General features: G+C 74.2%; 13 protein-coding genes. 10 read left to right on the forward strand and 3 right to left on the reverse strand.

Going from position 1 to position 19,437, the window contains the following annotated elements:
• Window positions 1-71: 71 nt before the first annotated feature.
• A complete protein-coding gene (locus KPL60_RS20180; RefSeq protein WP_226366820.1) occupies window positions 72-668 on the forward strand; it encodes a class F sortase in 597 nt (198 codons plus the stop codon).
• Here KPL60_RS20180 and KPL60_RS20185 read toward each other — a convergent pair.
• Window positions 608-1,918: a citrate/2-methylcitrate synthase gene (locus tag KPL60_RS20185; protein WP_226366821.1), complete on the reverse strand. Its 1,311-nt coding sequence runs from the start codon at window positions 1,916-1,918 to the stop codon at window positions 608-610. The genes KPL60_RS20180 and KPL60_RS20185 overlap by 61 nt on opposite strands.
• Window positions 1,919-1,987: 69 nt before the next feature.
• Here KPL60_RS20185 and KPL60_RS20190 point away from each other — a divergent pair, with 69 nt between their 5' ends.
• From KPL60_RS20190 to KPL60_RS20210, 5 genes are all read left to right on the forward strand, one after another.
• Window positions 1,988-3,160 (forward strand): citrate/2-methylcitrate synthase, encoded by a 1,173-nt coding sequence (locus tag KPL60_RS20190; RefSeq protein WP_226366822.1) that lies wholly within the window; start codon window positions 1,988-1,990, stop codon window positions 3,158-3,160.
• A gap of 102 nt (window positions 3,161-3,262) precedes the next feature.
• On the forward strand, window positions 3,263-4,735 hold the full coding sequence (locus KPL60_RS20195; RefSeq protein ID WP_226366823.1) for an MFS transporter: 1,473 nt from the start codon (window positions 3,263-3,265) through the stop codon (window positions 4,733-4,735).
• Between the two features lie 541 nt (window positions 4,736-5,276).
• A complete protein-coding gene (locus KPL60_RS20200; RefSeq protein WP_226366824.1) occupies window positions 5,277-7,226 on the forward strand; it encodes a 3-oxoacyl-[acyl-carrier-protein] synthase III C-terminal domain-containing protein in 1,950 nt (649 codons plus the stop codon).
• Between the two features lie 184 nt (window positions 7,227-7,410).
• Complete coding sequence (locus KPL60_RS20205) at window positions 7,411-13,032, forward strand: biotin carboxylase N-terminal domain-containing protein (protein WP_226366825.1); 5,622 nt, start codon at window positions 7,411-7,413, stop codon at window positions 13,030-13,032.
• Window positions 13,029-13,796 (forward strand): beta-ketoacyl-ACP reductase, encoded by a 768-nt coding sequence (locus KPL60_RS20210; protein ID WP_226355546.1) that lies wholly within the window; start codon window positions 13,029-13,031, stop codon window positions 13,794-13,796. The genes KPL60_RS20205 and KPL60_RS20210 overlap by 4 nt, the downstream gene beginning before the upstream one ends.
• Window positions 13,797-13,865: 69 nt before the next feature.
• Here KPL60_RS20210 and KPL60_RS20215 read toward each other — a convergent pair whose 3' ends face one another.
• Window positions 13,866-15,053: a glycoside hydrolase family 3 N-terminal domain-containing protein gene (locus KPL60_RS20215; RefSeq protein ID WP_374228727.1), complete on the reverse strand. Its 1,188-nt coding sequence runs from the start codon at window positions 15,051-15,053 to the stop codon at window positions 13,866-13,868.
• Window positions 15,054-15,178: 125 nt separating this feature from the next.
• Window positions 15,179-16,168 (reverse strand): glutathione S-transferase family protein, encoded by a 990-nt coding sequence (locus KPL60_RS20220; protein ID WP_226355544.1) that lies wholly within the window; start codon window positions 16,166-16,168, stop codon window positions 15,179-15,181.
• 35 nt (window positions 16,169-16,203) lie between these two features.
• Here KPL60_RS20220 and KPL60_RS20225 point away from each other — a divergent pair, with 35 nt between their 5' ends.
• The 4 genes from KPL60_RS20225 to KPL60_RS34780 all read left to right on the forward strand — a co-directional run bounded on the left by KPL60_RS20225 (window position 16,204) and on the right by KPL60_RS34780 (window position 19,431).
• On the forward strand, window positions 16,204-16,566 hold the full coding sequence (locus KPL60_RS20225) for a hypothetical protein (protein ID WP_226366827.1): 363 nt from the start codon (window positions 16,204-16,206) through the stop codon (window positions 16,564-16,566).
• Window positions 16,567-16,594: 28 nt separating this feature from the next.
• The gene (locus KPL60_RS20230) at window positions 16,595-17,410 is read left to right on the forward strand and encodes an acetyl-CoA hydrolase/transferase C-terminal domain-containing protein (protein ID WP_226366828.1); all 816 of its coding nucleotides are present in this window, start codon (window positions 16,595-16,597) and stop codon (window positions 17,408-17,410) included.
• A gap of 336 nt (window positions 17,411-17,746) precedes the next feature.
• Window positions 17,747-18,598, forward strand: a complete 852-nt coding sequence (locus KPL60_RS34775) for a class I SAM-dependent methyltransferase (protein WP_308016790.1) — start codon at window positions 17,747-17,749, stop codon at window positions 18,596-18,598.
• Window positions 18,595-19,431, forward strand: a complete 837-nt coding sequence (locus tag KPL60_RS34780) for a methyltransferase domain-containing protein (protein WP_308016791.1) — start codon at window positions 18,595-18,597, stop codon at window positions 19,429-19,431. The genes KPL60_RS34775 and KPL60_RS34780 overlap by 4 nt, the downstream gene beginning before the upstream one ends.
• Window positions 19,432-19,437: the final 6 nt, after the last annotated feature.

The raw sequence follows: 19,437 nt of genomic DNA on the forward strand, positions 1-19,437 counted from the left end.
CCTCCGACCCCGCGCGCGTCCGGGAGCCGCGGGGGCCGCTCGGGCCGCGTGGGTCGCGCGGGCCCCGTGCGGTGCGACGGGTGTGGTGGGGGCTGCTCGTCGTGCTGGCGCTGGCCGTCCCGCTCGGGGCGCCGCCGGTGGCGCTCGGTGGGGCGGTGCCGCCGCTGCCCACCACCACGCTCCGTCCGGCGGCGGCCCCGCTGCCGCCGTCGGAGCCGGTGCGGGTGCGGGCGCCCTCGATCGGGCTCGACAGCGGGCTCGTCCCGCTCGGCCTGACCGGGCGCGGAACCCTCGAGGTGCCGCCCGACGGCGCCGACACCGGCTGGTACACCGGCGCTCCCACCCCGGGCGCCCGGGGACCGGCGGTGCTCGCGGCGCACGTCGACTGGGACCACGAGCCGGGCCCGTTCCACCGGCTGCACGCACTGGCCCCCGGTGACCTGGTGTCGGTCGACCGCGCCGACGGCACCACCGCGACCTTCGAGGTCCAGGCGGTGCGCCGCTACGCCAAGGACCGCTTCCCCACCGCGGCCGTCTACGGCGACCTGCCCGGCGCGGGCCTGCGGATGATCACCTGCGGCGGGACGTTCGACCGGGGCGTGCGCAGCTACACCGACAACGTCGTGGTGCTCGCCTCGCTGGTCGACCCGGGCCGCGGCCCGGTGTAGACGCCGGTCGGCCGGAACCGCAGACCGGGCTCGGCGTACTCCTCCAGGGCGTGCGCCACCCAGCCGACCGTCCGGGCGCAGGCGAACAGCAGCTCGCCGGCGTCGGGGCGCAGGTCGTGGGCGTGCATCAGCGCGGCGAGCGCGAGGTCGACGTTCGCGGCGGGTCCGTCGCCACCGCGGTCCATCCCCGCGACGACGGCGTCGACACAGGCCATGACGCGGTCCGCGGCCGGGTCGGCGCGCAACCGGTCGAGCAGCACCGTGGCCCGCGGGTCGGTGCCCCGGTAGACCGAGTGCCCGAAGCCCGGGACCCGCTCGCCGGCCCGCAGCCGCTGGGCGAGCGCGCCGGGCGGGTCCTCCAGCGCGTCGGTGAGGAAGCGGTGCGCGAGCCCGCTGACCAGGCCGTGCCGGGGCCCGTCGAGGGCGCCGAGCCCGGCCGAGACGACGGCGTGCACGTCGGCCAGGGTGCTCGCGGCGACCCGGGCGGCGACCGTCGACGACGCCAGGCCGTGGTCGGCGAGCAGGACCAGCGCGGCGCGGAGGTGTCCGGCCGTCGCCGGCGCGGGTGCCCGGTCCGGGTCACGGACCAGCGCCGGCAGCAGCCGCTCCGCCAGGTCGGACCGGCCGGACCCCGCGGGCACCGGCTCCGCCCGGGGACCCGGCTCCCCGCCGGGCCCCGCCCCCACTGCGCCCCGTAGCCCGCCCGCGGCTCCCGGGTCCCCGGCGAGCGCGGTCACGACCGTCCCCAGCAGCGACGACGCCGTCGCCACCACCGCTCCCGGCCGGGCGTCGGCGCGCAGCGGGTCGGCCGCGGCCACCGCGGCGACGGCGAGCCGGAACCGGTCGGTCGCCCGGGCCCCGGCGGGGGCGGCGGCGAGCACGGCGCGCGCCGGGGCGAGCAGGTCCGGGTCCGCGTCGAACGGCACCCGGCCGGGGACCTCCCACAGCAGCGCCGCGACGTGCTCGAGGTCCGAGGACGCCGCGAGCGCGGGCACCGCCACCCCGCGGAACCACGGCCCGTCGTCGGCGACGAGTGTGATCCGCGTCCTGATGCGCTCGACCGTCCCGGACGGCTCGCCCGACTCGCGGCCGCGCGCGGCGAGGGCCTCCACCTCGTCCTGGGCGAACCGGCTCCCCCGCCGCTGCGCGCCGCGCACGCTGGTCAGCAGCCCGCGGCTGGCGTAGGCGTACACGGTCTCCCGCTTCACCCCGAGGCGTTCCGCGGTCTCGGCGACGGTCAGGTACTCCACGACGTGGACCGTATCAACATTGACTGCATCAATATTGACAACGGTTCCCGACGGGCGGACGGTCCGGTCATGACCAGCACCGACAGCATCGGCGCCGCCGTCCCGCAGGTCCCACCGGGCCTGCGCGGCGTCGCCGTCACCAGCACCCGCATCGGCGACGTCCGCGGCGACGAGGGCTTCTACCACTACAGCCGGTACTCCGCGGTCGACCTCGCGCGCACCCGCACCTTCGACGACGTGTGGTTCCTGTTCGTCCACGGCCGTCTCCCGGACGCGTCCGAGGCCGCGGAGTTCGCCGCCGCCACCGCGGAGCGCCGGGTCCTGCCCGACGCCGTCGCCGCGCAGCTGCCCGCGATCGCCGACGCCTGCGGGCCCGACCTGCTCGCCGGGCTGCGCACCGCGCTGTCGCTGCTCGGCCCGCAGCACGGGATGCGCCCGCTCTGGGACGACCCGGCGGCGGGCACCCGCGACGCCGCGACCGTCTGCGCCGCGACACCGACCGTCCTCGCCGCGCTGCACCGGCTGCGGCACGGCCTCGACCCGGTCGCGCCGCGCACCGACCTGTCCTCCGCCGCGAACTGGCTGTGGATGCTGGACGGGGCCGAGCCCGCGCCGGCGCACGTCCGCGCGCTCGACGCCTACCTCGTCGCGACGGTGGACCACGGCTTCAACGCCTCCACCTTCACCGCCCGGGTGGTCGCCTCCACCGGCGCCGACGTCGCGTCCTGCGTGGTCGCCGCGCTCGGGGCGTTCGCCGGGCCGCTGCACGGCGGCGCCCCCGACCGGGCGCTGGAGAGCCTCGACGCGATCGACCGCGACGCCGGCGGCTCGCCGGAGCGCTGGGTGGCCGACCGGCTCGCCGCGGGGATGCGGATCATGGGGTTCGGCCACGCCGTGTACCGCGGGCCGGACCCGCGCTCGGCGCTGCTGCGCGAGGTCGCCGCGGAGCTGGGCGGGCCGCTGCCCGCGCGGGCCGCCGACGTCGAACGGCGGGTGGCCGCCACCCTCGCGGAGCTGCGCCCGGACCACCCGCTGTTCGCGAACGTCGAGTTCCACGCGGGCGTGGTGATGGAGGGCTGCGGGATCCCCCGCAGCATGTTCACGCCGACGTTCGCGGTCAGCCGGGTCGTCGGCTGGTGCGCGCACGTGCTGGAGCAGGCCGCCGAGCGACGCCTGATCCGGCCCTCCGCGGTCTACGACGGCCCGCCGCCGCCCGAACCGGTTCCCGCGCGCGGGAGGTGACCCGGCTTGCCGGACGGGTGACCGGCATGCTCATCTGATGGGTGACTCCCGCTTCAGCGGGGTCGTCCGCAGGCACGATCTGTCACCCACCACGGAGGTCGAGTGTTCCGGGCACGCCGTCCGCACCAGCAGCCCGAGAGCACCCACCCCGAGGGATCCGCACCGGCGCCGCCGCGCCCCGGCGTCGCGATCGCCGTACTGGCCTCGTGCGGGCTGCTCGTCTCGCTGGTCCAGACCATGGTCGTCCCGCTGCTCCCGCGGTTCCCGGAGCTGCTCGACGTCAGCGGGTCGACGGCGTCGTGGCTGATCACCGCCAACCTGGTCGCCGGCGCGGTGTCGGCGCCGGTGCTGGGGCGGCTCGGCGACATGTTCGGCAAGCGGCGGATGCTGCTCGTCGCGCTCGGCCTGGTCGGGGCGGGGTCGCTGCTCGGCGCGCTGGCGCCCGGGATCGGGCTGCTGCTCGTCGCCCGGGTGCTGCAGGGCGCCGCGTTCGGGGTGATCGCGCTCGGGATGAGCCTGATGCGCGACGTCCTGCCCGCCGACCGGGTCGGGTCCGGGGTCGGGCTGATGTCGTCCTCGCTCGGCTTCGGCGGGGCGATCGGGCTGCCGATCACCGGCGTCGTCGCCCAGTTCGCGAGCTGGCGCTGGCTGTTCGCCGGGGCCGCGGTGCTCGGCGTCGTGCAGATCCTGCTGGTCCGGCGGCTGGTGACCGAGTCACGGCTGCGCACCGGCGGCCGGTTCGACGTGCCCGGGGCGCTCGGCGCCGGCGGGGCGCTGGTGTGCCTGCTGCTGGCGATCTCCAAGGGCAACGACTGGGGCTGGGCCTCCCCGACCGTGCTCGGTCTGTTCGCCGGCACCGTGGTTCTGGTGGCCGCGACCGTCCGGTGGGAGCTGCGCGTCCCCGCACCGCTGGTGGACCTGCGGGTCTCGGCACGGCCCGCGGTGCTGCTCACCAACCTGGCCTCGGTGCTGGTGGGCTTCGCGATGTTCGCCGGCTTCGTGCTCGCCACCCAGATCCTCCAGGCACCGGTCACGACCGGCTACGGGTTCGGGCTCTCGCTCGTCGTCGCCGGGCTGGTGCTGCTGCCGATGGGCGGGTCGATGGTGGTGTTCTCCTCGGCCTCGGCGCGGCTGTCGCGGCTGCGCGGCCCGCGCACCACGCTGGTGATCGGCACGCTCCTGCTGGGGGCGGGCAACTTCGCCTTCGCCGCGATGCCCTCGACGGTGCCGCTGCTGATGGCCGCCTCCACCGTGGCCGCGGTCGGCGCCGCGCTCGCCTACTCGGCGATCCCGCTGACGATCATGCGTGCGGTGCCGGAGTCGGAGACCGCCGCGGCGAACAGCCTCAACACTCTGGCCCGCCAGCTCGGCACGAGCTCGTGCACCGCGGTCGTCGCGGCCGTGACGGCGACCTACGTGCTCGGCGACGGCGGACCCCCCTCGGCGACGGCGTACACGATCTCCTTCGTCGCGGCGGGCGCCGCCGGGCTGCTCGCCACGGTGCTGGTGCTGCTCACGCCCGCTCCGGCGGCGGAGACCGTCGAGGCCCCGGCCCCGGCCACCGCCCACGGCTGAGCACCGGACCGCCCGGGAACGGTGCGCCGGGAATGGGGACCGCATTCCACCGACGCATTCCCCCCGGGTGCCGTCCCGGCCGTCCCGGCCGCGTGCCGCTGCCCGCGCGCGACCGTCCACATCGGAGGCGGGGCGCCGTCCTCCCCCGTTCGGACGATGGCGCACCCCACCAGGTGCGGGTGACGATCACCGCACGGGCTGTGACGCCGACGACCACGCTCCTGCCTGCATGTGCACGCGTCGGGACCGACCGGCCACGCCCGGTGATCATTCCACTGTGGACGACCTCCGCCCGCCAACCTGCGGATCTGCGGAATTCTTTCGGGGAACCGACGAGTAGAACCGACCGGTAACATTCTCGCCGGTAACAGTCCGAGTTGACCGACCATCCGTGAGAGCGCACACTCGGCGGCTGGATCACATTCCGATCGTGACTGTTCATCGATAGCGTTGCAGGCACCGCAACCGATCCGATCGACCAGGCCGCACCGCGTCCCGCCTGGCGATTCCGCCGGTCGACGCCGCTGCTGGAGGTCGTCACATGAAACCGTTCGTGGTCAACAACCACGACCGACTGGTCTTTCCCGCCAATTTTCTCGGAGAACTCGACTTCTCCGTCATCGACGATATGGAGCAGTTCACCGCCATCGTCGGTCGCGATTTCGAGGCAAAGGCGCCCACCGGCACCGACATCCTCGAGCGGGTCACCAGCGGCGCCTACGAGAGCCGCTTCGCACTGCTGCGCGACATGAGCCAGAACCTGTTCTGGGTCAACCGGTACACGCTCACCATGTTCGAGAAGCGTCCGACCCGCTGGCGTGACCTCCCCCGCCACCGCAACGACGTCTTCCTCCCGCTGCTCACCCCGTGGCGCGACGGCGACAAGAAGGTCCGGGCCGTCGCCGACGCCTTCGCCGCGCTCCCCAGCACCTGGGACGAGGCGACCGAGCGCCGCATCTTCGACCTCCTCTTCGACGTCTACGGCAACCGTCGCCACCACGCGACCGAGCTGCCGGCCGTCAAGCCGACCGTCGAGCAGTTCCTCACCACGCCGGGGGCGCAGACCTTCGTCGTGCCGCAGCACGACCCGGACTACCCGGTCTTCTCCTTCAACGAGATCCTCGACGCGCACGCCGAGCGTCCCGAGCTCGAGGCCCTGACCCGCTGGGCCATGGTGCTGCACAACCAGTACCCCTGGGACCGTGCCGCCACCGAGCTGCGCACCGCCGACGAGATCGGCGACGACGAGTACGTCATCGCCTTCCACCCCCGCAACCGCGACGTCGAGCAGTTCCTGGACCGCGCCACCGGCACCCGCCCGGCGCGCCGCGGCCGGCTCTCCACCCAGTCCGACCCGGTCGAGCCCGCCACCCCGCTGCCCCCGATCCGGGTCCGTGAGGCGTTCGCGGTGCAGCCGAGGATCGAGGCGCTCGCCGTCGTCCGGGGCGAGCACGTCTGCTCCAACGACGACGTCGTCCGCAACTCCGCGTTCTCCTGGTCGCCGATGAGCGCCGACGAGATCTCCGCCAAGACCGGCATCGACCAGCGCCGCTACACCGAGCTGGACATCGAGGACCTGGCCTGGGCCGCCGCGGTCCGCGCGCTGGAGCACTCCGGCCGCGACCGCTCCGAGATCGGCGCCGTGCTCGTCGCCACCTGCACCAGCGAGCGGCTCATCCCGTCGCTGTCGACGTGGCTGTCCGGGCGGCTCGGGCTGCTCCAGACGCACTGCTCGGCCGACATCGTCGCCGCCTGCGCCGGGCTGCCCTACGGCCTGTCCGAGGCCGTGCGCCAGCTGCAGGAGGTGAACCGGCCGGTCCTGCTGGTCTGCGTCGAGAAGTTCTCCGACAAGATCGGCAACGTCCGCACCTCGCGGATGATCTTCGGTGACGGCGCGGCCGCGATGGTCGTCGCCCCGGCCGCCGAGGGCGAGCGTGGCGACATCGACCTGCTGCAGACCTACGCGTCGGGCCCGGACACCCAGGTGAACTCGATCATCTGGCCGAACCCGGAGTTCGACAACGACATCACCGTCTACGGCCCCGAGGTCAAGGCGCTCGTCGCCCGCTACCTGTCGCAGATGATCGGCGAGCTCACCGAGCAGGCCGGCCCCGACGGCGAGGGCTCGATGCTCGACGCCGTCGACCTGATCGTCCCGCACCAGGCCAACAAGACGATGATCCTGCAGCTCGCGGGCAAGGCGGGGCTCTCGGCCGACCAGCTGTACTTCAACATCGAGTCGATGGGGAACGTGTCCGCGGCGTCCATCCCGATCGCGCTGTTCGACTCCGTGGCCGACGGCGTCGTGTCCGGCCGGACCCGGGTCTTCGCGCCCGGCTTCGGGGCCGGCGCGGTGGGCGGCTACGCGGTGCTGGAGGTCGACCCGACCGTGATGGCACCGGAGGTCCACCTGGACCCGACCGCCGCCGCACTGGCCGAGCCGGCCGCCGCACCGACCTCGGACGACGTCCGCATCGCCTTCGGCGAGTAGGCACGACCGGGTGACACGGGCCACAGTGGGCGGGAAGATCCCTGTCCGAGAGGTGAGCCCGCCCGCATTCCGGCACCGACCGGGCCACCGTCCGTACCGACCCGCCGACCGCACGACGACGATGTCGATGCGGCACACCGCCGCCGTCCCGTCGTCGCACCCGTAGGAGCAGTGAAGCCCAGCCATGTTCTCGCGCATCGCCATCGTCAACCGCGGCGAACCCGCCATGCGGTTGATCAACGCCGTCCGTGAGTGGAACGCCCAGAACGGGCCCGACCGCCGCCTGCGCACGATCGCGCTGCACACCGCCGTCGACCGGCGGGCGATGTACGTCCGTGAGGCCGACGAGGCCGTCCTGATCGGGCCGGACGACCCGGACCACATGGGCGCCAGCCCCTACCTCGACCACGCCGAGCTGGAGCGCGCGCTGCGCGCCACCCGCGCCGACGCGGTCTGGCCGGGCTGGGGCTTCGTCTCGGAGAAGGCCGACTTCGCCGAGCTGTGCGAGCGGCTGGGGATCACCTTCGTCGGCCCGTCGGCCGAGGTGATGCGCCGGCTCGGGGACAAGATCGCCTCCAAGCAGCTGGCCGAGTCGGTCGGCGTGCCGATGGCGCCGTGGTCCGGCGGTCCGGTGGCCGACGTCGAGACGGCGCGCAAGGCCGCCGAGACCGTCGGCTACCCGCTGATGGTGAAGGCGACCGCGGGCGGCGGGGGCCGCGGCATCCGCTACGTGCCGGGCCCCGAGCAGCTCGACGAGGCCTTCGAGCGGGCCGCGTCGGAGGCGTCGAGGACCGCCGGGGACGCGACCGTGTTCCTGGAGCGCGCGGTGTCGGGCGGACGGCACGTCGAGGTGCAGGTCGTCGCCGACGCCACCGGTGACGTCTGGACCCTCGGGGTGCGCGACTGCTCGGTACAGCGGCGCAACCAGAAGGTCATCGAGGAGTCGGCGTCCACCGCACTCGACCCCGAGCAGGAGGCGCTGCTGCGCAGCTCGGCCGCCGAGCTGGCCCGCGCCGCGGGCTACGTCAACGCCGGCACCGTCGAGTTCCTCTACCAGCCCGAGGAGAAGCTCCTCTCCTTCCTCGAGGTCAACACCCGGCTGCAGGTCGAGCACCCGGTCACCGAGGCGTGCACCGGCGTCGACATCGTGAAGCTGCAGCTGCACGTCGCCGCGGGCGGCACGCTCGCCGAGGTCGCCCGCGAGGTCCCGGCGGCCCAGGGCTGGGCGATCGAGGCCCGGCTGACCGCCGAGGACCCGGAGCGCGAGTTCGCGCCCGCCCCGGGGCGCATCGAGCACCTGGCGCTGCCGTCCGGTCCGGGCATCCGGGTCGACACCGGCGTCGCCGCGGGTGACGTCATCCCGCCGCAGTTCGACTCCATGATCGCCAAGGTGATCGCCTGGGGCCGCGACCGCGACGAGGCCCGCGCGCGGCTGTCCCGTGCGCTGCGCCAGACCTCCGCGGTGATCGACGGCGGCTCCACGAACAAGGCGTTCCTGCTGGACCTGCTCGACCGCGACGAGTTCCGGTCGGGCGAGCTGCAGACCACCTGGCTCGACACGATGATGGCCGACGGCTACGCGCCGCCGCGCCGCCTCGACGTCGCGCTGCTCGCCACCGCCGTGCAGAGCCACGACGGCCACGTCGCCCGCCAGCAGGAGCGGCTGTTCCGCTCCGCCGAGGCCGGCCGGCCCGAGGTGGGCTACGAGACCTGGCACCAGACCGACGTCACCGTCGCCGGGCAGTCCTACAAGCTGAAGGTCGCCCGCACCCGCGCCGGCCGCTACACCGTCGAGCTGGACGGCGTGTCGGTCGACGTCGACGTCGAGCGCAACGGCGCCTACGAGCGCCGGCTCACCGTCGGCGACCTGTCCTGGACCGTGCTGTCGGTCGCACAGGAGGCGGACTACCTCGTCGAGGTCGACGGCGCCGTGCACCGCATCTCCGGCGGCGAGGCCGGCATCGTCCGCGCCCCCGCCCCGGCGATGGTCGTCGCGCTGCCCGTCACCGCGGGCCAGACCGTCTCCGAGGGCGACACCCTCGCCATCGTCGAGTCGATGAAGCTGGAGACCTCGCTGCGGGCGCCGTTCGACGGCACCGTCGCCGAGATCCTCGTCCCGGCCAACACCCAGGTCGACGGCGGCACGAAGCTCGTGCGGCTGGAGCCGTCGGCCGACGCGGACTCCGCGGTCCCCAGCGGGGAGCGCGCCGACCTGTCCGCGTTCGCCGCGGCCGGCGCCGACACCGACGCCGCCGCGACCGCGGCCGACGCCCTGTCCGCGCTGCGCTTCCAGGTGCTGGGCTTCGACGTCGACGAGCGCCAGGCCCGCCCGCAGCTGCGCCGTCTCGCCGGCGCCCGCGAGCAGCTGGCCGCCGACGACCCGGCCGTGCTGGCCGGGGAGACCGCCGTCCTGCAGATCTTCGCCGACCTCTGCCAGCTCTCGCGCAACCGGTCCGAGACCGACGACGAGACCGGCGAGACCGAGCGCAACCCGCAGGAGTACCTCTACGCCTACCTGCGCTCCCGCGACGCCGACGACGAGGGCCTGCCCGAGTCGTTCCAGACCAAGCTGCGCCGGGCGCTGGCCCACTACGGCGTCACCGAGATCGACGGCGGGACCGGCCGCGCCGACGACCTCGGCCCGGCGCTGTACCGGATGTTCCTGGCCCACCGCCGCGCGCCGCAGCAGGTGCCGGTCGTGCTGGACCTGCTGAACTGGCGGCTGCGTCACCCGGAGTCGGTCGCGAACCTCTCCCCCGCGGCGCGCGAGGACTACCTGCGCACCCTCGACGAGGTCGTCGTCGCCACCCAGCTGCGGCACCCCGTCGTCGGGGACACCGCGCGGCTGGCCCGCTACCGGGCGTTCGACGCCCCGGTCGTCGCCGCCGAGCGGGACCGGGCGCTGACCGAGGTCCGGGAGAGCCTGGACGTGCTCGCCTCGGACCCGGACACCGCGGACCGGGCACGCCGGATCGACACCCTCGTCGGGTCCTCGGAGCCGATCCTGGGCGTGTTCGGGGAGCGGCACGACGCCGTCCTGCTCGAGGTCATGACCCGGCGCTACTACCGGGTGCGGGTGCTGCGCGACCTGGAGCTCGTCGAGCACGCGGGCAAGCCGCTGCTGACCGCCCGCTACCAGCACCTGGGCCGGGACCGCACGGTCTTCGCCTCGGTGATCGACAACAACGACCCGTCCGCCGCGCAGGCCGTGTCCGACGAGCTGCGCCGCCGCGTCGGCGAGCTCGACGGGGACCGCACCGCGCTCGTCGACCTCTACGTCACCTCGACCAAGGCCGACGACGGCGGCGACCCCGACGCCCGCGCCGAGCGCGTCCGCGCCGCCCTGGGCAAGGTGCCCGCGCACCTGCACCGGGTCGCCGTCGCCGTCCGACCGAACCCGCGCGCCGCGGGCACGGCGAGCGACGAGGCCGAGCCGCCGACCTGGTTCACCTTCCGGCCCGACGAGACCGGCGAGCTGGTCGAGGACCGCACGCTGCGGGGCATGCACCCGCTGGTCGCGGACCGGCTGCGGCTGTGGCGCTTCCGCAACTTCGAGCTGCACCGCCTGCCCGCCGCCACCGACGTGCACCTGTTCCGGGCCACCGGCCGCGAGGTCACCGCCGACGACCGGCTGGTCGCGATGGCCGACGTCCGCGAGCTGACCGTGCTGCGCGACGAGGAGACCGGGAAGGTCCGCTCGCTGCCGCAGTTCGAGCGCGCGCTCGACGCCTGCATCAACTCGCTGCGTGCCGCCCGCGCCGGGGACCGCACCCTGGCCCGGATGTCGTGGAACCGGATCGCGCTCTACGTGTGGCCGGAGGTCGACGTCCCGCTCGCCGAGCTGGACTCGGTGGTCCGCCGGCTCGCGCCGCGCACGGCCAGCCTCGGGCTGGAGCAGGTCCTCGTCGAGTTCCGCACCGCCGACCCGCAGGTCACCGGCGGCCAGGGCGGTCCGCGCTCGATGCTGCTGCGCATGTCGCGCCCGCCCGGCGCGGGGCTCACGGTCAAGCTCGACCAGCCCCCGACCGAGCCGATGCGCGAGCTCGACGCCTACGACCAGAAGGTGCTCAAGGCCCGTCGCCGCGGCGCCGTCTACCCGTACGAGATCGTCCCGCTGCTCACCGCCCCGGTCGACGCCGGCCCGGGCACCTGGCAGGAGTACGACCTCGTCGACCCGGCGGACCCGGCGCTGCCGGTGCCGGTCGATCGCGCGCCCGGCGGCAACAGCGCCAACCTGGTGCTCGGCGTCGTCTCGGTGCCGACGCGGCGCTACCCGGACGGGATGAAGCGGGTCGTGCTGCTCGGCGACCCGACCCGGGCGCTCGGCGCGATCGCCGAGCCGGAGTGCCGCCGCGTGATGGCCGCGATCCACCTGGCCCGCGAGCTGGACGTGCCGATCGAGTGGTTCGCCGTCTCGGCGGGCGCGAAGATCGCGATGGACTCCGGCACCGAGAACATGGACTGGATCTCCCGGGTGCTGCGCGGGATCATCGAGTTCACCCAGGACGGCGGGGAGCTCAACGTCGTCGTCACCGGCATCAACGTCGGCGCCCAGCCCTACTGGAACGCCGAGGCCACGATGCTCATGCACACCAAGGGCATCCTGGTGATGACGCCGGACTCGGCCATGGTGCTGACCGGCAAGCACTCGCTGGACTTCTCCGGCGGCGTCTCGGCCGAGGACAACTTCGGCATCGGCGGCTACGACCGGATCATGGGCCCGAACGGGCAGGCGCAGTACTGGGCGCCGGACCTGGGCGGCGCCGTGGGCGTGCTGCTGGCGCACTACGCCCACACCTGGACCCAGCCGGGCGAGCGGTTCCCGCGGCCCGCGCCGACCACCGACCCGGTCTCCCGCGACGTCACCACGGCGCCGCACTCCGGGCCGAACTGCGACTTCACCACGCTCGGCGAGATCTGGGCGCCGGAGACCAACCGGGAGCGGAAGAAGCCGTTCGACATCCGCTCGGTGCTGCGCGGCGTCGCCGACGCCGACCACCCGACGTCGGAGCGGTGGGCCGACATGCACGACGCCGACTCGGTCGTCGCGCTCGACGCCCACCTCGGCGGCCAGCCGATCGCGATGATCGGCATCGAGTCGCGGCCGCTGCCGCGGCGCGGGCCGCGCCCGGTCGACGGGCCGTCGCAGTTCACCGCCGGGACGCTGTTCCCGCGCTCGTCGCGCAAGTGCGCGCGGGCCATCAACGCGGCGTCGGGCAACCGGCCGCTGGTCGTGCTGGCGAACCTGTCCGGGTTCGACGGCTCGCCGGAGTCGCTGCGCGGCCTGCAGCTGGAGAACGGCGCCGAGATCGGCCGGGCCATCGTCAACTTCGACGGCCCGATCGTGTTCTGCGTGGTCTCCCGCTACCACGGCGGCGCGTTCGTGGTGTTCTCCGGAACGCTGAACGACAACATGGAGGTCGCCGCGATCACCGGCTCCTACGCCTCCGTGCTGGGCGGGGCGCCCGCCGCGGCCGTCGTGTTCGCCGGCGAGGTCAACGACCGCACCGCCAAGGACGAGCGGGTCACCGACCTGGAGACACGGATCAAGCAGGCCGTCACCGACGGGGACGAGGCGACGGCGGCACGGCTGCGCGGCGACCTCGCCACCCTCCGCCCGGACGTCCGCTCCGAGAAGCTCGGCCAGGTCGCGGACGAGTTCGACACCAAGCACTCCATCGAGCGGGCGCAGTCCGTCGGCTCGGTGCACCGGATCGTCTCCCCCGACCAGCTCCGGCCGTACCTGGCCGACGCGGTCCAGCGGGGCATGAAGCGCACTCTCGACACCCTTGGAGGAAACGCATGACCGCTATCACCGATACCCACCCGGAGCAGCGCGTCGCCATCGTGACCGGGGGTGCGCGCGGGATCGGCGCCGCGATCACCACCGCGCTGGCCCGCACCGGGGTGCACGTCGCCGCGGGGTACTCGTCGAACTCCAAGGCCGCCGACGAGCTGAAGGGCAAGCTGGAGGCCGAGGGCGCGTCGATCTCGGTGCACCAGGGCAACGTCGGCTCGCCCGAGGACTGCCAGCGGGTCGTGTCCGAGGTCCTGGAGCAGCGGGGCCGCGTCGACTACCTGATCAACAACGCCGGCATCACCGTGGACAAGACCGTCCGCAAGCTGACCGTCGACGACTGGCACGCCGTGCTGCGGATCAACCTGTCCGGCGCGTTCTACATGACCAAGGCCGTGCTGGAGCACATGACCGGCAACGAGTTCGGCCGGATCGTGAACATCTCCTCGGTGATCGGCCAGACCGGCGCGATGGGCCAGGCCAACTACGCCTCGTCGAAGGCCGGCCTGATCGGCTTCTCGAAGTCGCTGGCCCAGGAGGTCGCCCGCAAGGGCGTCACCGTCAACTGCGTCGCGCCGGGCTTCATCGAGACCGAGATGGTCGCCGCGGTGCCGGAGAAGGCGCTCGAGAAGATCGTCTCGAAGATCCCGGTCGGCCGCCTCGGCCAGGCCGACGAGATCGCCCGCGCCGTGCAGTTCCTCGTCGACGACCGCGCCGGCTACGTGACCGGCTCGGTGATCAGCGTGAACGGCGGGCTGGACATGGCGTCCTGACCGTCGTTCTCCCCGGCCGAGGGCCTCGCACAGTGTCGTGCGGGGCCCTCGTGCGTTCCGCGGGGGCGCTCAGCCGCGGCTGCAGAGCCCCTTGGCCGCCAGCACCCGCGCGACGGCGGTGTCGTTGGCCTGCGCCGTGATCCGCCCGTCGGCCAGCGCCTTCTCCGCGGCGTCGAGCAGCGGGGCGACCGGGGTGACGTTGGAGAACAGCGCCATGTCCGCGCCGGCGGTCAGGGCCCGGGTGGTGGCCTCGGCGAGCCCGAAGCGGTCGGTGATCGCCTTCATCGCACCGAGGTCGTCGGTCATGGCGAGGCCGTCGAACCGGTAGTCCTCGCGCAGCAGCCGGTAGGCGGCCGGGGCGATGCTGGTGGGCACGTCGGTGGTCAGGCCCGGGACGTCGAGGTGGCCGAGCATGACCCCGACCCGCCCGTCGAGCGGCTTCCCCGGTCCGACGAGGTCGGCGTAGGGCCGGAGGTCACCGGCACGCAGCCGGTCCAGCGGCGGCGTGCTCACCGAGCCCTTGTGCGAGTCACCGGAGCTGTGCCCGTGGCCGGGGAAGTGCTTGAGGACGCCGAACACCCCGCCGGCCTGCTGACCCTCGGCCCAGGCCGCGGCGTAGCGGGTGACGGTGGCCGGGTCGTCGGAGAACGAGCGGTCCCCGATGACGGCGGTGCGCGGCTGGTCGGAGACGTCGACCGACGGCGCGAGGTTCCAGGTCACGCCGCGGGCCTTCAGCTGCCCGGCGCGCTTGCGGGCGATCTCGGTGACCTGCTCGGGGCTGTCGGACGCGGCCATCTGCCGGGCGCTGGGGACGTCGCCGTCGAGCTCGTCGATGCGCTGGACCCGGCCGCCCTCCTCGTCGACGGCGACGGCGAGCGGCGTGCGGGACGCCTTCTGCAGCGCCGCGAGCCGGTCGTCCTGCAGCAGCGCGGTCGCGTTGCCGCCGAGGAACACCCCGCCGACCTGCGAGTCCCGCACGATCGCGGTGGCGCCGGCCGGGTCGGCGGCGTCCACCCCGACCATCAGGCGCTGGGCGAGCCGGTCACGCGGGGACAACGCCGCCACCATCGGGGCGCAGGTGTCCGGGTCCGGAGCAGGCTGCGCCGCCGGTGCCGCCTGCGGCGCTGCGCCCGGCGGGGCGGCGTCGGTGCTGTTCGCGGTGAGCTGCGGCCCGGCGACGGCGACGAGCCCCGCCGTCAGCGCGCCCACGACGGCGGCGGTGAGCAGTCCGGTGCTGCGACGGCGTCGCTGCCGGATCACGGGGTGGGGTCGTCCAGGCACTCGCATCGCGACCATCGTGACAGGCCCGCCGCGGCCCGGCGCCCCCGCCGCGCCGCGGTCACCGGCTGCCCCGGCCCGACCCGCTCCGCCGGATGCGGGGCTCAGCCGATCGCGGGGACCCGCTCGGACTCCGGCGGCGGGCCGGGCGGGGTGCCGTCGCCGAACGGGCGCCCGCCCAGCTCCTCGCGGCCGTGCGCGGTCGTCCAGCCGGCGGTGTCGGGCCCCTTCGGGACGATCCCGGTCGGGTTCACCGACGCGTGCACGCCGTAGTAGTGCTGCTTGACCTGCTCGAAGTCGATGGTGTCGCCGAAGCCGGGGGTCTGGAACAGGTCCCGGGCGTAGGCCCACAGCACGGGGAGCTCGGTGAGCTTGTGCCGGTTGGCCTTGAAGTGGCCGTGGTAGGCGGCGTCGAAGCGGACCAGGGTCACCCACAGCCGGATGTCGGCCTGGGTGATCGAGTCACCGACCAGGTAGCGGCGCGTCGACAGGTGCTCGGACAGCTCGTCCATCCGGGACCACAGGGCGTCGTAGGCGCGGTCGTAGGCAGCCTGGGACGAGGCGAACCCGCACTTGTAGACGCCGTTGTTGACGTCGTGGAAGATCCCCTTCCCGATCTCCTCGATCGCGTCCGGGTCGGTCCACAGGTCCGGGGCGCCCTCGCGGTGGAGCTCCCGCCACTGGGTGGACAGGTCGCGCTCCAGCAGCGCGTACTCGTTGGTGACGACCTTGCCCGAGGAGACCTCGACCATCGCGGGGACGGTGACGCCCTCGTCGTAGCCGGGGACGGCCTTCTCGTAGGCCTCGCGCAGGTACTCGATGCCGAGCACGGGGTCGACGTCGCCCGGGTCGAGGTGGAAGCGCCAGCTGCGCTCGTCGTGCAGCGGGCCCGCGACGCCCATCGAGATCGCGTCCTCCAGCCCGAGCAGCCGCCGGGTGATGATCACCCGGTTCGCCCACGGGCAGGCGCGCGCACCGACGAGGCGGTAGCGGCCCGCCTCGACCGGCCACGGCGACGACCCGTCGGCCGTGATCCGCTCGGCCACCCCGAGCGCCTCCCGTACGAACTCACCGCTGTCCTGGTCGGTCCCCATGCCCGCCAACGCTAGCCCTGTGGTCGGATGGGCGCATGGGTGTCGACGGTGACCTCGCACGCGGCCTGTCCGAGCTGGTCACACCGGGTTCCCGGGTGGCGCTGGCCGACGGCTGCGGGCTCCCCTACGCGCTCGCCCGCCCGCTCTCGGCGGTCGCGGCCCGGGCCGGGGGTGTGCGGCTCGTGCTGGGCTGGGTGCCCGGCCCGGCCCCGGACCTCGACCCGGCGGCGTTCGCCGACATCCGGACCGTCGTCGGGGGGGCCGGGGGCGCGGGCGCTGATCGAGTCCGGGCACGCGCACCGGGTCCCGGCCCGGCTCTCGGCGACGCCCGCGCTGCTGGCCGGTCCGCTGCGCCCGGACCTGCTGCTGGCGACCGTCGTCCGCGACGACCGCGGTGAGCTGCGGTTCGGCGCGGAGGCGTCCTGGATGCGCGGCCTGTACGACGCCGGGGTCCCGGTCGCGGCGGTCGTGTCCCGCTCCGCGCCGCACGCCGACGCCGGTCCCCCGCTGGCCGGGGTGGAGGTGCTCGGTGAGGTCGACGGGCCGGACGGGGCCCCGCACACCGTCGCCACCCCCGCACCGGGCGACGCCGACCGGGCGGTGGCCGCCGAGGTCGCGGGCCTCGTCCCGGCCGGGGCGCGGATCCAGTTCGGCCCCGGGCGGCTGGCCGCGGCACTCGTCGAGGCCCTGGACGTGCCGGTCGCGGTGGACTCCGGGCTGCTCGCCGACGCGGTCGTCGACCTGGACGAGCGCGGGCTGCTGCGCGGGACGCCGTCGTCGACGGCGCTCTACGGCAGCTCCCGGCTCTACGACTGGGCGGACCGGCTGGGCCGCGCCGGGCACGGCACGGTCCGCCCGGTCGAGTACACCCACGACGTGTCCCGGCTCGGCTCCGATCCGGGCCCGCTGGTCGCACTGAACACCGCCCTGGAGATCGACCGGGACGGTCAGGTCAACGTGGAGGGCGTCGCCGGCTCGGCGGCCGGGATGATCGGCGGGCACCCCGACTTCGCCGCCGCAGCGGCCCGCGGGCCGGGGCTGTCGGTGATCGCGCTGGCCTGCGCGCACCGGGGCCGCCCGACCCTGGTGGAGCGGCTCGGCGGACCGGTGACGACGCCGTCGCACGACGTCGACGTGGTCGTCACCGACCGGGGCGTGGCCGACCTGCGGGGGCTCGGCCGCGGGGAGCGGCGACGCGCACTCACCGCGCTGTGGGGTGGCGCCGTTGCGACGGACGGGTGAAATCCGATCCGTGCTGTGACCGGGAACACAGATCACCCGAGGTAAGCGACGGGGCCTCGCGACACGCCCGGAGGCGGCCGACGGTGACCGGTCGTCCACAGCGGACCCACGCCGTGTGACGTCCGGGTAACACCACTGGTCGGCGCGCGCGCCACGCGCCGCCGAGCGCGTCGGCCGTGCGATGTCCGAAAACGTCCCCGATGACCGGCCGAGTTGCGTATAGCACAACTCTCGGGCCCGATCCAGGCCCGCGGCCGGGGACCGGACGGGACGCCCGCCCCCGCCCTACGGTCGGCCCGCCCCGCACCCGACACCTTCGACGAGGAGGCGCGGTACATGACGGCCGACCAGCGCAGCGGACCACCCGGGCTCGACGGCACCGTGCAGGAGTTCGGCGACTCGCCGACCGAGGTCCGCGAGTCCACCCACTACAAGCAGGAGTACGTCCAGTCCTTCGTGGACAAGTGGGACGAGCTCATCGACTGGCGCGCCCGCTACGCGAGCGAGGGCCGGTTCTTCGTCGAGCAGCTGCAGCGGCGCGGTGTGCGGAGCGTCCTCGACGTCGCGACGGGCACCGGCTTCCACTCGGTGCGGCTGCTCGAGGAGGGCTTCGACACCGTGGTGTCGGCCGACGGCAGCGCCGAGATGCTGGCGAAGGCCTTCGACAACGGCATGCGCTTCGGCGGGCACGTCCTGCGCGTGGTCCAGGCGGACTGGCGGTGGCTCAACCGCGACGTGCACGGCGAGTACGACGCGATCATCTGCCTCGGGAACTCCTTCACCCACCTGTTCTCCGAGCGCGACCGGCGCCGGGCGCTCGCCGAGTTCTACGCGATGCTCTCCCACGACGGCGTGCTGGTCCTCGACCAGCGCAACTACGACGCGATCCTCGACAACGGCTTCACCTCGACGCACCGGTACTACTACTGCGGCGACGACGTCGTCGCCGAGCCGGAGTACGTCGACGACGGCCTCGCCCGGTTCCGCTACCGGTTCCCCGACGGGTCCCAGTACCACCTGAATATGTTCCCGCTGCGCAAGGACTACACCCGCCGTCTCATGCACGAGGTCGGGTTCCAGCGGGTCGAGACCTTCGGCGACTTCCAGTCGACCTACGCCGACGACGAGCCCGACTTCTTCGTGCACATCGCCGAGAAGGCCTACCTCGACCAGGAGGACGCCGAGTGACACGGACGACCCAGGACACCGCCGAGCACACCGCCCGGTCCTACTACGACTCCGACGACGCCGACACCTTCTACTCCCGGGTCTGGGGCGGCGAGGACATCCACGTCGGCGTCTACCGGGCACCGGACGAGCTGATCTCGGTCGCCAGCGCCCGCACGGTGACCCGGATGGCCGAGGTCGCCGGGGTCGGCCCAGGCACCCGGGTGCTCGACCTCGGGGCGGGCTACGGCGGCGCGGCCCGCCGGCTGGCGGTCGCGCACGGGGCCACGGTGCACTGCCTCAACCTCTCCCCGGTGGAGAACGCCCGCAACGAGCGGATGACCCGGGAGCAGGGCCTGGACGGTCGGGTCGAGGTGACCACCGGCAGCTACGAGGACGTGCCGGTCGAGGACTCCTCGGTCGACCTGGTGTGGTCGCAGGACGCGTTCCTGCACTCCGGCTCCCGCGACACCGTGCTGGACGAGATCTCCCGGGTGCTCCGCCCCGGCGGGCAGGTGGTGTTCACCGACCCGATGGCCGTCGACGGGCTCGACCAGTCCTCGATCCAGCCGATCCTCGACCGCATCGCACTGTCCACGATGGCCACGCCCGGCTTCTACACCGGCGGTCTGGAACGGCGGGGCTTCACCGGGGTCCGGTTCCTCGACCACGCCGAGCACCTGCCGACCCACTACCGCCGGGTACGCGAGGAGCTGGTGGCGCACGAGGAGGAGCTGTCGTCGTCGATCTCGGGGCCCTACCTGACCGCGATGAAGGCGGGCCTGCAGCACTGGGTGGACGGTGGCCGGGCCGGGAAGCTGACCTGGGGGATCGTGCACGCCGTCCGCGGCTGAGCGCAG

Origin of the sequence: Pseudonocardia sp. ICBG162 (assembly GCF_020496225.1) — a bacterium.
GTDB lineage: Bacteria > Actinomycetota > Actinomycetes > Mycobacteriales > Pseudonocardiaceae > Pseudonocardia > Pseudonocardia alni.

What these genes read in the sequence shown, in the direction of transcription:
- KPL60_RS20210 (WP_226355546.1), top strand. Translation starts at nt 13,029, where the DNA reads ATGACCGCTATCACCGATACCCACCCGGAGCAGCGCGTCGCCATCGTG.
- KPL60_RS20200 (WP_226366824.1), top strand. Translation starts at nt 5,277, where the DNA reads ATGAAACCGTTCGTGGTCAACAACCACGACCGACTGGTCTTTCCCGCC.
- KPL60_RS20225 (WP_226366827.1), top strand. Translation starts at nt 16,204, where the DNA reads ATGGGTGTCGACGGTGACCTCGCACGCGGCCTGTCCGAGCTGGTCACA.
- KPL60_RS20205 (WP_226366825.1), top strand. Translation starts at nt 7,411, where the DNA reads ATGTTCTCGCGCATCGCCATCGTCAACCGCGGCGAACCCGCCATGCGG.
- KPL60_RS20230 (WP_226366828.1), top strand. Translation starts at nt 16,595, where the DNA reads ATGCGCGGCCTGTACGACGCCGGGGTCCCGGTCGCGGCGGTCGTGTCC.
- KPL60_RS20190 (WP_226366822.1), top strand. Translation starts at nt 1,988, where the DNA reads ATGACCAGCACCGACAGCATCGGCGCCGCCGTCCCGCAGGTCCCACCG.
- KPL60_RS34775 (WP_308016790.1), top strand. Translation starts at nt 17,747, where the DNA reads ATGACGGCCGACCAGCGCAGCGGACCACCCGGGCTCGACGGCACCGTG.
- KPL60_RS20220 (WP_226355544.1), bottom strand. Translation starts at nt 16,168, where the DNA reads ATGGGGACCGACCAGGACAGCGGTGAGTTCGTACGGGAGGCGCTCGGG.